Genomic DNA, 14969 nt, shown 5'->3' with positions numbered 1-14969 from the left:
GGGGTTAGCCCATCGCGCGCGCCGCGGTCACCGCGGCAAGGGCGTCGACGAGACCGGCGCCGCGCACGTTGCGCTCGTCGCCACAGTCCCCGGTGGACGACGCGAGCGCGGACACCCGGGCCGTCGAGCGGAGGATGTCGGCGGTGCGCTCGATGTCTCCGACGAGGCGTGGGTTCGCCGCCCACATCAGGGCAACCACACCCGCCACATGCGGCGCGGCCATGGAGGTGCCGTCGAGGGCACCGTAGCCGCCGCCGGGAAGCGCGGAGAGGATGTCGACACCGGGAGCCGTCGCGTCGGGTTTGCTGGCACCGGGAACCGGTCCGCGGCTGGAGAACCCGGCGACCCGCTGGTTTTCGTCGACCGCGCCCACGGCGAACGCGCCGGGGTCGATGGCCGGTTCGTCGGTGATCGACCCGCACCGCGACCCGGTGTTGCCCGCGGCGACGACCACGAAGATGCCGGCGGCGGTCAACGCCTGGACGGCCGGCCGGAGCACCCGACCGTCGCAGCCTTCCAGTTCCGGGCAGCCCCACGAGTTGGTGAGCACGTGGGCCGCCCGGTCGGGCCGGCCGTCGCGGAACGGGTCACCGGCGGGCGGGAACGGGGCGAGCATGAACTGCAGGCAGTCGAGGTACCGGGCCGGGCTGCCGAGGTTGCGGGCCAGGTTGACGCAGCCCATCCAGGTGGCGTCGGGCGCGACCCCGATGCCCTCGCGGCCCAGGGCGCTGCCGAGGGTGTGGGTGCCGTGGCCGTTGTCGTCGGTGGGGCGGGTGGTGCCGTTCCACGGGTCGTACCAGGAGTCGTCGCCGCCCCGGAAACCGGGCGCCAGCGCGGGATGCGCACCGTCGACACCGGAGTCCGACGAGCCGACGACGATGCCGGCGCCGCGGACGTCCGCCGCCTCCCAGACCCGGTCGGCGTTCAGCAGCGTGACGTTCCACTGTGGACCGTCGGGTCGGGGGTCGGTGCCGCGCAACGGGTTCGGTGGGTCGGGCAGCGGGCGCAGCACGGGGTTGGTGAGCACGCGGTCCACATCGGACCGCCGGGCCAGCCACGCCCGCACGACCGGCCCGCCGTCGACCTCGAGCCCGTTGACGAGGTAGTAGGGCTTCGCGTCGACCCGCCACGAACGCAGGTCCCGACGGATCGCGGCCTGGCTGCGCTCGGCGGTGTCGACCAGGCGCCGGTAGGTCTGACGCAGCCGCTCGTTCCGGTCGGCGACCGTGTCGAGCCCGGACAGGTCGGCCTGCTCCTTCATCACCACGAACAGCCGGTCGCCGTGCAGACCGGGCTGGCCGAGCCCGGCGTACACCACCGCGACGCCCGCCGCGACCACGAGCACCGTCGCGACGGCGATCGGGCGCCGGACCCGCACCGCCGCGCGACCGGCCAGCCCGGCGGCCACCGCGACCGTCGCCGCGAGCAGGAACGCGGCAACCGTGCCGATCAGGGCCCAGAACCCGACGTCGGACGTGCCGAGCAGCGGGTTGGTCTCCTCGGGGTCGACGAACGCCAACGGCCCGAACGCGGCGAGACCCACCAGGACCGCGGTGCCCCGGCGCAGCGCGTCGACGGCGAACCCGAGGATCGGCAGCACGCACAGCTCGACGAGGGCGATACCGGGCTCACCGGTCGCTCCGGCCAACGGCACGACCGCGACCCCGAGAGCCAGCCCGACACCGAGCGCGGTGAGCAGCCCCCGCCACCCACCCGGCCGGTCGTCACCGAGGGCGTCGGCGAGCGGATCGAGGATCCGCGCGGCGAGCCACCCGACCGCGGCGGCCGCCACGACAGCCGCCACCGTCTCGACCGCACCCCCGAGCGCACCGACCCACACCCACGGCACGAGAAGCACCAGCCCCAGAGCGACGGGTGCCGCCAGCCGCCGGTCGCGGGTCGGCCCCGTCGGGATGGGTTCGGCGGGGCGCTTCAGCCACCGTCGGACCGCGGCGTACACCCGTCCCGGGAGCAGGACGCACGCGATCGCCAGCGCGGCCAGTCCCAGAAGATAGCCCTCGTGGAACCACACCGGAGCGGCCCGCGCCACCGCGAGCACGGCGGACGCCGCGCCGGCCAGCGCCCACGCCCGCAGCGCCGCGCGGACGCCCGGCGCGAGCGGCAGCCGGGCCAGGAACGCCGGAGGCACGGTGATCAGCACCGCCGCGACCACGCCGGTGAGCACCTGCGAACTGCCCGAGCCGGGCGCACCGTGGGTGAGCGCCGCGATGGTCTCCAGGACGAACACCGCGAGCTGACCGGCGACGGTGACCCCGACGACCCAGCCACCGACGAGAACGGCCAGCACGAGGTGCCAGAGGGGCGGCCGAGGTTGGTTCACGCAGGCGAATCTACTGCCGGCGCGATCACCTTGCCGGGGTTGAGGATGCCGTGCGGGTCGAGCGCGGCCTTGATCGCGTGGTGCACGCGCAGCCCGACCGGACCGAGTTCGCGCTCCAGCCAGTCGCGCTTGAGCAGGCCGACGCCGTGCTCGCCGGTGACGGTGCCGCCGAGCTCGAGGCCCAGCGCCATGATGTCGTCAAACGCGCGGCGACCGGCGGCGAGGCTGGCCGGATCGGTGCGGTCGATGATGATGTTGGGGTGCAGGTTGCCGTCGCCGGCGTGGCCGACCGTGGCCACGATGACGCCCGTCCGCTCACCGATCCGCTCGACGCCCTCGACGAGGTCGGCGAGGCGGCTGCGGGGGACGGCCACGTCGTCGACCACCACCGCACCACCGTCGCCGAACGTGGTGGCGGCCAGGTGCTCCAGCGCGGGGTGGGCGTTACGGCGGGCGGTGAGCAGCGCGTCGGCCTCCGCGGCGTCGGTGGCCACGTACACCTCGGCGTCGCCGCAGCACTGCGCGATCTTCTCCAGGTCGGCCTGTGCGCGGGGACCGGTGTCGGCCGCTGCCAGCAGGAGGGCCTGCACGCCGGTGTCGAGGCCCATCGGCCGGTAGGCCTCCAACGCCCGGAGCATCGTGCGGTCGATGAGCTCGAGCAGGCTCGGTGTGAGCCCGGCGGCGGTGATCGCGGAGACCGCCTCACCGGCCTTCGCCACGCTCGGGAACTCGGCCACCAGGGTCAGGGCCGGCTCGGCCTGCGGTCGGAGCTTCACGGTGACCTCGGTGATGACGCCGAGCGTCCCCTCCGACCCGACGAACAGGCGGGCCAGGTCGTACCCGGCGACGCCCTTCGCGGTGCGGCGGCCGCAGCGCAGTACCTCACCGTCGGCCAGCACGACGGTGAGACCGAGGACGTACTCGGTGGTGACGCCGTACTTCACGCAGCACATGCCGCCGGCGTTGGTGGCGACGTTGCCGCCGATCGTGCTGCTCTCCCACGAGCCCGGATCGGGCGGGTAGGTGAGCCCGTGCTCCCGTACCGCCTCACGGAGCGCGGAGTTGACCACCCCGGCCTGGACGGTGGCAGTGCGGTTGGCCGGGTCGACGTCCAGGATGCGGTCCATGCCGGTCAGCGAGACCACCAGGGCGTTCGCGCTCGCGTTGGCGCCACCCGCGAGACCGGTGCGCGCACCCTGCGGCACCACCGGGATCCGGTGGGCGGCCGCGACCCGGAGCAGGCCCGCGACCTCCTCGGTCGTCCTCGGGCGGGCCACCGCCAGCGGCGGCGCCGAGTCGCAGAGGTCGGCCTCGTCGCGCTGGTAGGAGACGAGCAGGTCGGGATCGGTGACCAGGTCGGCGCAAGCGGCCGTCAGCTCCGCGATCACCCCTAATTGCCACCACCGGTGATCTTCAGGACCACCTGGTCGTCGGTGACGGACTGCACGGTGACGTCGAGCCCACCCACGTTGGCGGTGCCGTCGGCCCCGACCGGCACGGTGACGGTGTTGCCACCGACGTCGAGCGTGACCTGCTGGCCCTCGACGCTCTTCAGCGTGACGTCGACGCCGAGCACGCTGGCCTTCGCGTCGACCCCCCGGTCCATCGTGACGGTGCAGGAGTTGAGGTTGCAGTCGACATCGGCGCCCTCGCTGCTGCAGCCGGCAAGGCCGCCTCCGACGAGGGCGGCGGTGAGGGCAAGGGCGGCGAGACGGCGGCGCATCATGATTAGCGAGTCTAGTCGGCCGGCGCACGGCCGCCCCTGATCACGACAACGTCGCGAGCTCGCGGCGGAGGTTGCGGTGGGCGCGGTCGGTCCAGGCCCTTCTGTCGGGGACGGCGTGGAACAGCGCCGGGCGGTCCAGGAAGGTCGCCAGCACCCCGGCCCGGCCCACGCGGAACCGGTCGTCGGGTACGTGGTGGTACTCGCGGCGGACGGCGGCGGCGTATCCGTCGTAGGTCGCCGGGTCGGCGGCCAGGATCGACAGGTCGGCGTCGGTCAGGAGGAGGCCGTTGCGGTCGGCCGGCTCCGGGTCGTGGGTGGCGGTCAGGTGGACCAGGCGCACGACCTCGGCCGGGTCGACGCCCAGCCGCCGCAGGGCGCTGGCCGCGAGACCTGCGCTGGCCGCCTCGTTGCCCGACGCGCGGGGGTCGTAGACCGCGTCGTGGAACCACGCCGCCAGCCGCACCTGGGCAGGGTCGTCTGCGAGGTCGGCGTGGGCGTCGATCACCGCCAGCATCGAGTCGAGGTGACGCTGGGTGTGGTAGTGGCGGTGGTGCTCGTTCCAGCGGGCGAGCAGGTCGGCCTCGACGGCCGCAACCGCCACCGGGTCGGTGCCCGGTGGCAGCGCGGCGGCGAAGGTCACTTCCGCAGTTCGGCGGCGACCAGCTCGGCCACCTGTACCGCATTCAGCGCGGCGCCCTTGCGGAGGTTGTCGCTGGAGCAGAACAGCGCGAGCCCGTGGTCGACGGTCTCGTCGGCGCGGATGCGGCCGACGAAGGTCGGGTCCTGACCGGCGGCCTGGAGCGGGGTCGGAATGTCGCTCAGCACCACGCCCGGGGCCCCGCCCAGGATCGACAGCGCCTCCGCCGGCGTGATCGGCCGCGCGAAGCGCGCGTTGATCTGCAGCGAGTGACCGGTGAAGACCGGGACACGCACGCACGTGCCGGACACCTTCAGGTCGGGGATCTCCAGGATCTTGCGGCTCTCGTTGCGGAGCTTCTGCTCCTCGTCGGTCTCGTCGGAGCCGTCGTCGACGATCGAGCCGGCCAGCGGCAGCACGTTGAACGCGATCGGCCGGGCGTACTTGTTCGGCGACGGGAACGCGACCGCCGCACCGTCGTGGGTGAGCTTCGCGGCCTCGGCGCCGACCTTCTGCACCTGCTCGTCGAGCTCGGCCACGCCCTCGAGCCCGGAGCCCGACACCGCCTGGTAGGTGGCGGCCACGAAGCCGGTGAGCCCCGCGACGGCGTGCAGCGGCTTCAGAACCGGCATCGCCGCCATCGTGGTGCAGTTCGGGTTGGCGATGATGCCCTTCGGGCGGTTCGCGACCGCGTGCGGGTTGACCTCGCTGACCACCAACGGAACCTCGGGATCGAGCCGCCACGCCGACGAGTTGTCGATCACCACGGCACCGACGGCGGCGACCTTCGGCGCCAGCTCCTTCGAGGAGCCCTTGCCGGCGGAGAACAGCACGATGTCGAGCCCGGCGAAGCCGGCCGTCGCCGCGTCCTCGACCGTGATCTCGGTGCCCTTCCACGGCAGCGTGCGCCCGGCCGAACGGGCCGAGGCGAACAGCCGCAACTGGTCCACCGGAAACTCGCGCTCCGCGAGGACGGCGCGCATGACGCCGCCGACCTGCCCGGTTGCTCCAACGATGCCGATCCGCATAGGGCCAGAGTCTACCGATGCGGCGCAGTGATTTTTCCGCTCCGCTGGTGGAGGATGACCTGACTCACGGCCGTCGATCCCGCCCGCCGGCCGGTGACCCGAGGTGGTGCGCCCGTGCGCAAACTGCTCGCCGTGATCGGCCTGGCCGTACCGATGCTGGTTGTGCCCGCGCACGCCGGCGCGTCGAACCGGGGTACCGGGATCGAGGTCGTCTCCAGTCCGAGGCCCACGCTGGTCACCGGCGGATCGGCGCTGGTCAGGGTCGACGGGACGGGGGTGACCGTCCGGGTCGGCCGGAGAGACGTCACGAAGGCGTTCGTCAGGCAGAGCGACGGCTCGATGCTCGGCCTCGTCGACGGCCTGCCGCTCGGCGGCAGCGTGATCACCGCCACCCCGCGTCGCGGTCCGGCCGCGACCGTGCGGGTGGTCAACCACCCGGTCACCGGACCGGTGTTCAGCGGCCGGCAGCAGGTCCCGTTCTTCTGCGAGACCACCGCGTTCGGTCTCGCGCCCGCGGCGCCGCCGAACTGCGGGGCGCCGCCGGTGGTGAGCTTCCAGTACCGGACCACGAGGGGGACGTTCGCAGCGCTGCCCGATCCCGCGATCGTGCCGCCCGACGCGACGGTGACCACAGTGGACGGTCGCACCGTGCCCTACGTCGTACGCATCGAACGCGGCACCATCGACCGCGCCGTGTACGAGATCGCGGCCCTGCACGACGGGCGGGCGCCCAGCCCCACCCGCGCGCACAACGCGTGGAACCGGCGGCTGGTCTACACGTTCGGCGGCGGCTGCAACGTCGGCTACCACCAGGGCGCCACCACCGGCGGCGTGCTCAACGACGTGTTCCTGTCGCAGGGCTACGCGGTGGCGACGTCGAGCCTGAACGTGCTCGACAACAACTGCAACTACGTCATCTCGGCCGAGGTCGCGATGATGGTCAGGGAGCACTTCATCGAGTCGTACGGCCCGCCGGCGCACACGATCGGCTGGGGTGGCTCGGGCGGCGCGATCCAGCAGTACGACATCGCCGACAACTATCCGGGGATCCTCGACGGCATCGTCCCGCAGATCTCCTTCCCCGACGCGGTCACCACCGGCGGCACGGTCGGCGACTGCCGCCTGCTGAACCGGTACTTCACCGCGAACCCCGGCTACACCGACGACCAGAAGGAGGCGGTGTCCGGGTACGGCGCGTGGGGCTCGTGCGTCAACTGGGACCTCGCGTTCGCCAGCCGCGGCAACGCCACCGAGGCGTGCCCGCCGGCGATCCCGCCGCAGTACCTGTACCACCCGACGACCAACCCCGGCGGCATCAAATGCACCACCGCGGAGCAGTTGGTGACCCAGCTCGGGCGCGACCCGGCAACCGGCTTCGCCCGCGGCTACAACGACAACGTCGGCGTCCAATATGGACTGTCGGCCCTGAGGGCCGGCCAGATCACCGCCGAGCAGTTCGTCGACATCAACGAGAAGGTGGGCGGCTACGACGTCGCGGGCAACGTCGTCGCGGCCCGGACCGTGGCCGATCCGCTCGCGTTGACCCGCTCGTACCGCACCGGGCTGGTCCTGGCCGGCACCGGCGGGTTGGCCACCACGCCGGTCCTCGACCTGCGGGCCTACACCGACGCGCTCAACGACATCCACACCCGCTTCTGGAGCTTCGCGGTACGGCAGCGGATGGTCGACGCGTTCGGGCCGAGCGGGGCGCGGGGACAGGCGATGCTTGTCACCTCGCCGGGCTCAGACCGGTCCCGTTACGCCCTTGCCGCGATGGACGCCTGGCTGACCGCGATCGCCGCGGACCGACGGCATGGCTCCGACCGCGCGCGGATGCTGCGCAACCGTCCCGCGGACCTCAGCGACGGCTGCTGGACGCCCGCCGGCGAGCGCATCGCCGCGGACCTGGCATGGCGGGGGACCGGGCCGTGCGACACCCTGTACCCCTCGTTCGCCGACACCCGGATCGCCGCCGGCGCGCCGCTGCGCAACGACGTGCTCAAGTGTCAGCTGAAACCGTTGACACCGCACGGGTTCACGGCGGAACAGGTCTCCCGGCTCCGCGCGGTGTTCCCCGACGGCGTCTGCGACTGGTCGCGGCCCGGCGTCGGGTACCGCGGGTTGGCGGGGGTCTGGCAGTCCTACTGAGCTAGGGTTTGCCCATGATCCGTCGGCGGGTTCTGATCTCCGGGCGGGTGCAGGGCGTCGCGTACCGCGACACCTGCCAGCGGATGGCCACCGAACACGGTGTCGCCGGATGGGTCCGCAACCTCGGTGACGGCCGCGTCGAAGCGGTCTTCGAGGGCGCCGAGGAGCAGGTCGACCGGATGGTGGAGTGGGCGCGGCACGGCCCCCGGCTGGCGGCCGTCAAGGAGATCGCGGTGCAGACCGAGCCCGCGGAGGGTTTGACCGGGTTTCTCGTACGGTAGGTGACGCCTGTGAAGCGGTTGGATGGAACGGTCGCGCTCGTGACGGGTGCGTCGAGCGGCATCGGCGAGGCGACGGCCGAACAGCTCGCGGCCCGGGGCGCCGCGGTGGCGCTCGCCGCCCGCCGGGCGGATCGGTTGGACGCGGTCGCGGCGCGGATCCGGTCCGCCGGTGGCACCGCGCTGGTGATCGAGGCCGACGTCACCGATCAGGCACAGGCGGTTTCGGCCGTCGAGCACACGGTGGCGGAACTCGGGCGGCTCGACACCCTGGTGAACAACGCCGGCGTGATGCTGCTCGGTCCCGTGGTCGGCGCACCCACCGAGGAGTGGGACCGGATGGTGCGGGTCAACCTGCTCGGTCTCCTGTACTGCTCGCACGCGGCGGTGCCGCACCTGATCCGGGCCGCGTCCGACGGTTCCCGCGGTGTCGCCGACCTGGTGAACATCAGCTCGGTGGCCGGCCGGGTGCCGCGCTCGGGCAGCGGGGTCTACAACGCCACCAAGTTCGGCGTGGGCGCGTTCAGCGAGTCGCTGCGCCAGGAGGTGACCCAGAAGCACGTGCGGGTCTCCCTCGTCGAGCCGGGCGCGACCGACACCGAGCTGCGCGGGCACAACCGGCCCGAGGTCATGGAGACGATCATGGCCCGGTTCAAGGACGTCGAGCCGCTGCAGGCCGAGGACATCGCCGACACCGTGCTGTACATCGTGACGCGGCCGCGGCACATGTCGGTCAACGAGCTGCTGGTGCGGCCGACCGAGCAGGCCGGCTGACCCGCCGCCGCATCAGCTCCGCGGCGGCGCCGAAGAGGAACGACAACCCCAGCCCGGCCGCGACCGCGAGGAGCGGGCTGTCGGCGAACGCCGCGCCGCCGGCGTAGCCCAGCCCGACCGTGTACGCGGCCCACGCCAGCGCCGCCACCGCCGACGCCGGGCTGAACCGGCGTAGGGGGAGGCGGGCCGTGCCGCAGGCGAGGTTGGCGGTGACCCGGCCGCCAGGAAGGAACCGCGAGGCCACGATCAGGGCGCCCGCGCGGGGGCCGGCCATCGTCGACACGGCCCGCCGCGCCTTCTCCGAGCGGCGGAGGAGCCGGGGGCCGAGGACGCTGCGGCTGAGGCCGTAGGCGAGGTGGTCGCCGATGAAGACGCCCACGGCGGTGGCGAGGACGACCGCCAGCAGGCTCGACCGGGCGTAGACGCCGGCCGCGAGGACCGCGGCCTCGGACGGGATCATCGGGAGCACACCGTCGAGGCTGCACAGGGCGGTGAGTAGCAGTGGAAGGTCCATGCGCTGGAGCGTCGGTGCGGGGTTGCCCGGTGATCGTCGGTCTCCGGAGGCATCGCGCATCCCTCCCGCGTAGGGGGTGAAGATGCCTCCGCGGTTGGACGCGGGTGCGCGGATGATCTCGGTACTGTCGCGGCGTGATGATTCGTCCGGTACTGGAACGCGCACGGCTCCGTGTGCAGTCGTTCCGGTCCGGGCATTCCTGGCTGTTCTGGTGGCTGGTCGCCGGCTTCTTCGCGCTGGGGTTGCTGCCGCTCAACGTGGCGCTGGCCGCGGAGGAGTTCGACGTGTGGCCGCTCGCCGCGTTCGTGGCGGGCATCGCGCAGAGCACCGCGCTGGTCCTGCTCCTGGTGCGGCCGAAGGCGGCCACCGCGCTGCAGTTCCTGGGCGTCGTCGTGCTGGCGATGGCGCTCCCGCCCGACTCGGGCTCGACGTGGCCGCTCACGGTCACCGGCCTGGTCACGCTGATCGTGCACGTCGCGCTGCTCGCCGCCCGGTACCCGAGCCAGGTCGTGCTGGTGGTGTGGCCGCTGAGCGTGTTCGTGCTGGTCCTGGTCGTGCTGGTCGACCCGCGCGGCCGGTCGCCCGCCGACGGGCTCGGGGTCCTGCTGCTGTACCCGATCTTCTCGGCGATCGTGCTCGGCGCCGTTCTGCTCGTGCGCCGGTGGCGCGAGATCGGCCGCGAACTGGCCGACGCGCGGCACGACGTGGAGGTCGAGCAGAGCCAGCGGGCGGTGGCCGAGGAGCGCACACGGATCGCCCGCGAGCTGCACGACGTCGTGGCGCACAGCATGTCGGTGATCCACATGCAGGCGACGTCGGCGTCCTACCGGATCGAGGGGCTCGGCCCGGAGGCGAGAGCCGAGTTCGGTCAGATCGCCGCCGGAGCGCGGGCGACGCTGCGCGAGCTGCGGCAGCTGCTGGCCGTGCTCCGCGACGATGCCGCCGACGCGGAGCTGTCACCGGTGCCCGGTCTGGGCCGGCTGGCGGAGCTGGTCGAGTCCGCCGACCGGGCGGGTGTGCCGGTGGAGCTGCGTCAGGAGGAGGGGGTGGTGGTTCCGGAGAGCGTGGGGCTCGCCGCGTACCGCATCGTCCAGGAGTCGCTGAGCAACGTCATCCGGCACGCGCCCGGTGCCCGCGCGACGGTTGTCCTCGGCACCGACGGGCCCGACCTGATCGTGTCGGTGGTGAACGAGGCGGCGACCCGGCCCGCACACCCCATGGAGGCGCCCGGCCGGGCGGGTCACGGGCTCGCCGGCATGCGCGAACGGGCCCGGCTCGTGGGAGGGACGCTCGACGCGGGCGCCCGTCCCGAGGGCGGCTACCGGGTGACGGCGCGGCTGCCGATCGGAGGTCAGGGGTGATCCGCACGCTGATCGTGGACGACCAGTCGATGATCCGGGTGGGAATCCGGGCGATCCTCGAGTCGCAGCCCGACATCACGGTGGTCGGCGAGGCGGAGAACGGGCAGCTCGGTGTGCAGAGGTGCCGCAGCCTGCGTCCCGACGTGGTGCTCATGGACGTGCGGATGCCGGTGCTCGACGGGCTGGCCGCCACGAGGGAGCTGCTCGGTCCCGACCGCGTCGGCGAGCACCTGCCCCGGGTCCTGATGCTGACCACGTTCGACCTCGACGACTACATCTACGCCGCGCTGCAGGCCGGCGCGAGCGGCTTCATCCTCAAGGACAACGAACCCGAAGACCTGCTGAGAGCCGTCCGCGTGGTGGCCGCTGGCGAGGCGCTGCTGGCGCCGAACATCACCCGCCGGCTGATCGAGAACTTCGTGGAGGCCCGACCGCGGCGGCCGGCCGGAGCGACGTCGCTCAACGGCCTCACCGACCGGGAGCGTGAGGTGCTACGGCTGATGGCCCACGGCAGGTCGAACGCCGAGATCGCGGCGGAGCTGTTCATCTCCGAGCAGACCACGAAGACCCACGTGAGCCGCATCCTGCAGAAACTGAACCTGCGCGACCGCGTACAGGCGGTGGTGTTCGGCTACGAGACCGGCCTGGTGACCCCCGGCGGCCGGGCCTGACCGCGGTCAGGCCCGGCCACGCGACCCGATTACAGCCGAGCGACGACCGCGGCGGCCATTCCGCGCTCGCCCGCCTCGTTGGGGTGGAACGGTGCCGCCAGGTTGGTCGGGACCAGCCCTTCCACCCAGCGCGTGCTGGTGCCCTGGCAGGAGTCGTGCCCGATCGACGGCGTGTACGTGTCGACGAACGACGCACCGTTGGCGGCGGCGGTGTTCGCGAGCATGGTGTTGAGGGCCTTCTCGGTGCTGCGCAGGTAGGGCACGTCGCCGTAGGCGAACGGGACCACCGGCCAGCATCCGTACCCGGAGTCGGGAACGATGGCCGGGTAGCCGACCAGCGCGATCCTGGCGTTCGGGGCCTTGCTCCGGACGGCCTGCAGCACGGCGGCCACCTTCGGCGCGGCGGCGGCGATGCGTGCCTGCAGCTGGTCGGTGCCCCCGGCCGTGTACCGGTTCTTGCATGGCGTGCCGAACGGGCTGCTGAGGCTGTCTTCGGCGCAGGTCCTGACGATGTTGCTGAAGCCGATGTCGTTGCCGCCGATGCCGATCGTGACCAGCGCCGTGGTGGCCGTGACGGCGTCAAGCTGGGCCGGCACCGCGAAGCCCAGCGTGCCGGTGCCGGGGTTGAGGATGTCGTTGGTGGTCGCCCCGCCGCAGCTGACGTCGACGAACGACGACGAGCCGATGGCGGCGGCGGTGACGGCGGGGTAGTTGCGGTTGGACCGGACGCAGTTCAGGTCGACCTGCGTGGGCACCAACGGAGCGGACGTGAACGAGTCGCCGAGCGCGACGAACCGCCCGGTCGGTGCTGCGGCCTGTGCCGTTCCCGGAACGGCGACGATCAGTGTGACGGCGGCGAGGAGCAGGGCCAGCAATCCGGAACGACGCATGGAGACCCCCGTAACGGCGGTGATGGGAGCACGAGTGTGGCGCCCTCCAGTGACCGACGTCAATGCCCCTACGCAGCCCTTACGCTGCCCCTATGACCTGGTGGATCAAGGCGTGCCTCAACGGGGCCCGGCGGCCCGACGAGCACCCGGCGGTGCCGCTCACGCCCGCACAACTGGCCACGGCCGCGGCGGCGACGGCGGCAGCGGGTGCCGCCGCGGTCCACGTCCACCCGCGCGACGGAGACGGCCTGGAAACCTTGGACGCCGGCGCCGTGGGAGCCGCTGTGACCGCGATCCGGGCGGCCGTCCCCGGAATGCCGGTGGGTGTGTCGACGGGGCTCTGGATCGCGGCCGGCGACCCCGACCGGCGGTCGACCGAGGTGGGGCGGTGGGCCACGCTGCCACCCTCCGCCCGCCCGGACTTCGCGTCGGTGAACCTGTCGGAGCCGGGCTTCGCGGAGTTGGCGACGGTGCTGCGGGCGGCCGGCATCGCCGTGGAAGCGGGCGTCTGGTCGGTGGCCGACGCCCTCGCCCTGGGCCGTGCCAGCGTCCTGCGGGTTCTGGTCGAGATCATCGACGCGCCCGCCGAGAACGCCGTGGCCGAGGCGGATGCGGTGCTGGCCGCCCTCGATGCCGCGAACTCCTCGGCGCCCAGGCTCCTGCATGGCGAGAACTCCGCGTGTTGGGCATTGATCCGTCACGCGGCCCGGCTGGGTCTGCCCACCCGCATCGGGTTGGAGGACGTCCTGACCGCGCCCGACGGGACGTCGGTGAACGACAACGCTCACCTCGTGAGGCTTGCGGCACTGGAGCAGTTGCGCGTCTGAATGTGTCGGTCAGTCCACTGTGGACAAAGCCGGCCCCTTACGGGGTCGTGTGGTCTAGATCACATCCGCTCTCGGGTAGCCCGGTGCCGGGAGTCGAGCAGCGTACTCCTAGCATGGCTGCATGTCACCGGAGGTCTCCGTCGCCGATACGGTGGGCGACTGCCCGCGGTCCCACGCTGACCTCATGTTTTCTGCGGTGGCAGCCTCTCGTGTGGCCGACTACTGCGCCGGTGCACGGGCATATGCGGGAAGGGCGTGACCTGTCCCGGCGCGATCCGACTGCGGTAGCAGAGGAACGCCGCCGGTTCATAGACGAGATCGCGACACTGCTGGAGACGTCGCCGATCATCCGCGACCCGGACAGCCGCCGGGTGCTCTACGACATGCTGCGCGACTCGCTCCGTGGTGACCTTCCGGTACGCGAGGTCGCGGTGCTGCGTCCGCAGCTCGTGTCGCTGATCAACGTATGCATCGAACGGACCGGGGCGCTGCGGGCGTTGGCGGAATGCATCGAGGTCCTGGAGCCGGGCAGCATCCAGACCGTCGAGATCCTCCGCGCCGCTGACCGTTGGCAGGTGGCCGACCAGTTCCAGGACCGTGACCTCGAGTGGCTGCGGACGGAGCTGGCCGCGCTGCGGATCACGCCGGGCCTGCGGCAGTTCGTACACGACATGCGGGGTGAACCGGTTCCCCAGCATTGCGAGCACGTCTGGCATCTGTTCGCCTACCTGTCCTCGACGAACCCGGTCGAAGGTCTGCCGCCGTGGCTGCTGCTGCTGGACAGGTTGATCCTCATGGGTTCGTCGTCCACCGAGCTGCCCGCGCTCGTCAACTCGCTGGCTGCCGAATGGGGTGCGACCGACCGGCTGCACGCCACGCGGTCGCGGCCGTTCGTGGGCATCGACGACCGCCACACCGCCTATCTGGTCATTCAATTCGAGAAGTACGGCGGCGAAGACGACACGTTCATCGTCTCCCACTGGTACCAATGGGCATCGCCGGAGTGGAAGCCGATTCCCGGCGACGACCGCTACGTCAGGTACGACGATCTGGAGTCGGCTGTCGACGAGATCGTGCTGGAGACCGAGCGGCGGTGGGCCGACCGGGTCGGCGACGTGACGATCGAGTTCGTGCTGCCGTGGCAGCTGTTGAACGAGCCGGTCGACCGGTGGCGTAAGGAACTCGACTCAGACGTGCCGAGCCCGTTGGCGATGGAGTACCCACTGGTGGTCCGAAGTCTGGAACGCATCAGGGCGGTGGAGTGGCATCGGGTGTGGAGGGGCCGTTGGCAGCGGCTGCTCGATCCGTCGGACAAAGAAGATCGTCTCTACTGCGCCACTGGCAATCATGGTGCTGTTCAGCTCGAGGCAATTCTGAGGGGAAAGGCGGGTGCGGTCGTGCTCGTGCTCAGCGAACCGCCGACGCTGAACAGCGTCGGGCAGCAGGAGGTCCGCGCCGGCCTCCGGTCGGGGTTCCCTGCGATCGTGTGGCACCGCGCCGGGGCATCGGTGTCGGACGAACTATGCGAGACTATAAAGTCAATGATCGATGACGGAGAGTCAGCGTCAGGACTAGCGGAACTACCCAAACATGCCGCAAAGTTAAGGCAAGTCGCTTGGAGTGAAGACCCTGGTGACAGTGACCCTCACATCGGCCACGACCTCGTGGTCCTGTGGGATGACCCGGAGCGTCAACCCGGACGGGCTACGGGAAAGGTCCACACATGACCGGCAACGGCCACCGAGGACAAGCCGATAGCTCGCGCGGCTGGTCA

14 protein-coding genes are annotated in these 14969 nt (G+C 71.9%); 7 read left to right on the top strand and 7 right to left on the bottom strand.

Annotated features, from left to right (window positions below):
* Positions 1-4: 4 nt before the first annotated feature.
* The 5 genes from Voc01_RS48065 to Voc01_RS48045 are packed head-to-tail and all read right to left on the bottom strand — an operon-like array spanning position 5 to position 5732.
* Positions 5-2341, bottom strand: a complete 2337-nt coding sequence (locus Voc01_RS48065) for a S8 family serine peptidase (RefSeq protein ID WP_203934496.1) — start codon at positions 2339-2341, stop codon at positions 5-7.
* Positions 2338-3729: an FAD-binding oxidoreductase gene (locus Voc01_RS48060; RefSeq protein WP_203934495.1), complete on the bottom strand. Its 1392-nt coding sequence runs from the start codon at positions 3727-3729 to the stop codon at positions 2338-2340. The genes Voc01_RS48065 and Voc01_RS48060 overlap by 4 nt, the downstream gene beginning before the upstream one ends.
* Before the next feature lie 2 nt (positions 3730-3731).
* On the bottom strand, positions 3732-4067 hold the full coding sequence (locus Voc01_RS48055) for a hypothetical protein (protein ID WP_239161027.1): 336 nt from the start codon (positions 4065-4067) through the stop codon (positions 3732-3734).
* 40 nt (positions 4068-4107) lie between these two features.
* The gene (locus Voc01_RS48050) at positions 4108-4707 is read right to left on the bottom strand and encodes an HD domain-containing protein (RefSeq protein WP_203934494.1); all 600 of its coding nucleotides are present in this window, start codon (positions 4705-4707) and stop codon (positions 4108-4110) included.
* Entirely contained in the window at positions 4704-5732 is a 1029-nt protein-coding gene (locus Voc01_RS48045; RefSeq protein WP_203934493.1) for an aspartate-semialdehyde dehydrogenase, read from the bottom strand. The genes Voc01_RS48050 and Voc01_RS48045 overlap by 4 nt, the downstream gene beginning before the upstream one ends.
* A gap of 114 nt (positions 5733-5846) precedes the next feature.
* Here Voc01_RS48045 and Voc01_RS48040 point away from each other — a divergent pair, with 114 nt between their 5' ends.
* The 3 genes from Voc01_RS48040 to Voc01_RS48030 are packed head-to-tail and all read left to right on the top strand — an operon-like array spanning position 5847 to position 8932.
* Positions 5847-7880: a DUF6351 family protein gene (locus Voc01_RS48040; RefSeq protein WP_203934492.1), complete on the top strand. Its 2034-nt coding sequence runs from the start codon at positions 5847-5849 to the stop codon at positions 7878-7880.
* 14 nt (positions 7881-7894) lie between these two features.
* Positions 7895-8161 carry an acylphosphatase gene (locus tag Voc01_RS48035; RefSeq protein ID WP_203934491.1) on the top strand — a complete coding sequence of 89 codons (267 nt, stop codon included), beginning with the start codon at positions 7895-7897 and terminating at the stop codon, positions 8159-8161.
* A 9-nt stretch (positions 8162-8170) separates the two neighbouring features.
* Positions 8171-8932: an SDR family NAD(P)-dependent oxidoreductase gene (locus tag Voc01_RS48030; protein ID WP_203934490.1), complete on the top strand. Its 762-nt coding sequence runs from the start codon at positions 8171-8173 to the stop codon at positions 8930-8932.
* On the opposite strand, the gene Voc01_RS48025 is transcribed toward Voc01_RS48030, so the two are convergent.
* Entirely contained in the window at positions 8892-9446 is a 555-nt protein-coding gene (locus tag Voc01_RS48025) for a DedA family protein (protein WP_203934489.1), read from the bottom strand. The genes Voc01_RS48030 and Voc01_RS48025 overlap by 41 nt on opposite strands.
* 137 nt (positions 9447-9583) lie before the next feature.
* Between Voc01_RS48025 and Voc01_RS48020 the strand changes: the two genes are divergently transcribed.
* Positions 9584-10807: a sensor histidine kinase gene (locus tag Voc01_RS48020; protein WP_239161030.1), complete on the top strand. Its 1224-nt coding sequence runs from the start codon at positions 9584-9586 to the stop codon at positions 10805-10807.
* Positions 10804-11478 (top strand): response regulator, encoded by a 675-nt coding sequence (locus Voc01_RS48015; protein WP_203934487.1) that lies wholly within the window; start codon positions 10804-10806, stop codon positions 11476-11478. Before Voc01_RS48020 ends, Voc01_RS48015 begins: the two co-directional genes overlap by 4 nt.
* A 29-nt stretch (positions 11479-11507) precedes the next feature.
* Here Voc01_RS48015 and Voc01_RS48010 read toward each other — a convergent pair whose 3' ends face one another.
* Positions 11508-12368, bottom strand: a complete 861-nt coding sequence (locus tag Voc01_RS48010) for an SGNH/GDSL hydrolase family protein (protein WP_203934486.1) — start codon at positions 12366-12368, stop codon at positions 11508-11510.
* A gap of 92 nt (positions 12369-12460) precedes the next feature.
* Between Voc01_RS48010 and Voc01_RS48005 the strand changes: the two genes are divergently transcribed.
* Together Voc01_RS48005 and Voc01_RS48000 are read left to right on the top strand one after the other, a co-directional pair.
* On the top strand, positions 12461-13195 hold the full coding sequence (locus Voc01_RS48005; RefSeq protein WP_203934485.1) for a 3-keto-5-aminohexanoate cleavage protein: 735 nt from the start codon (positions 12461-12463) through the stop codon (positions 13193-13195).
* Positions 13196-13437: 242 nt separating this feature from the next.
* Positions 13438-14922, top strand: coding sequence for a VMAP-C domain-containing protein (locus Voc01_RS48000; protein ID WP_203934484.1), 1485 nt, complete (start codon positions 13438-13440; stop codon positions 14920-14922).
* The last annotated feature ends 47 nt before the right edge of the window (positions 14923-14969 follow it).

The sequence above is a fragment of the Virgisporangium ochraceum genome (genome assembly GCF_016863655.1).
In the GTDB taxonomy this organism is placed as follows: Bacteria; Actinomycetota; Actinomycetes; order Mycobacteriales; family Micromonosporaceae; genus Virgisporangium; species Virgisporangium ochraceum.
Note: the sequence above shows the minus strand (reverse complement) of the source record. Positions and strands in the feature narration are given on the sequence as shown.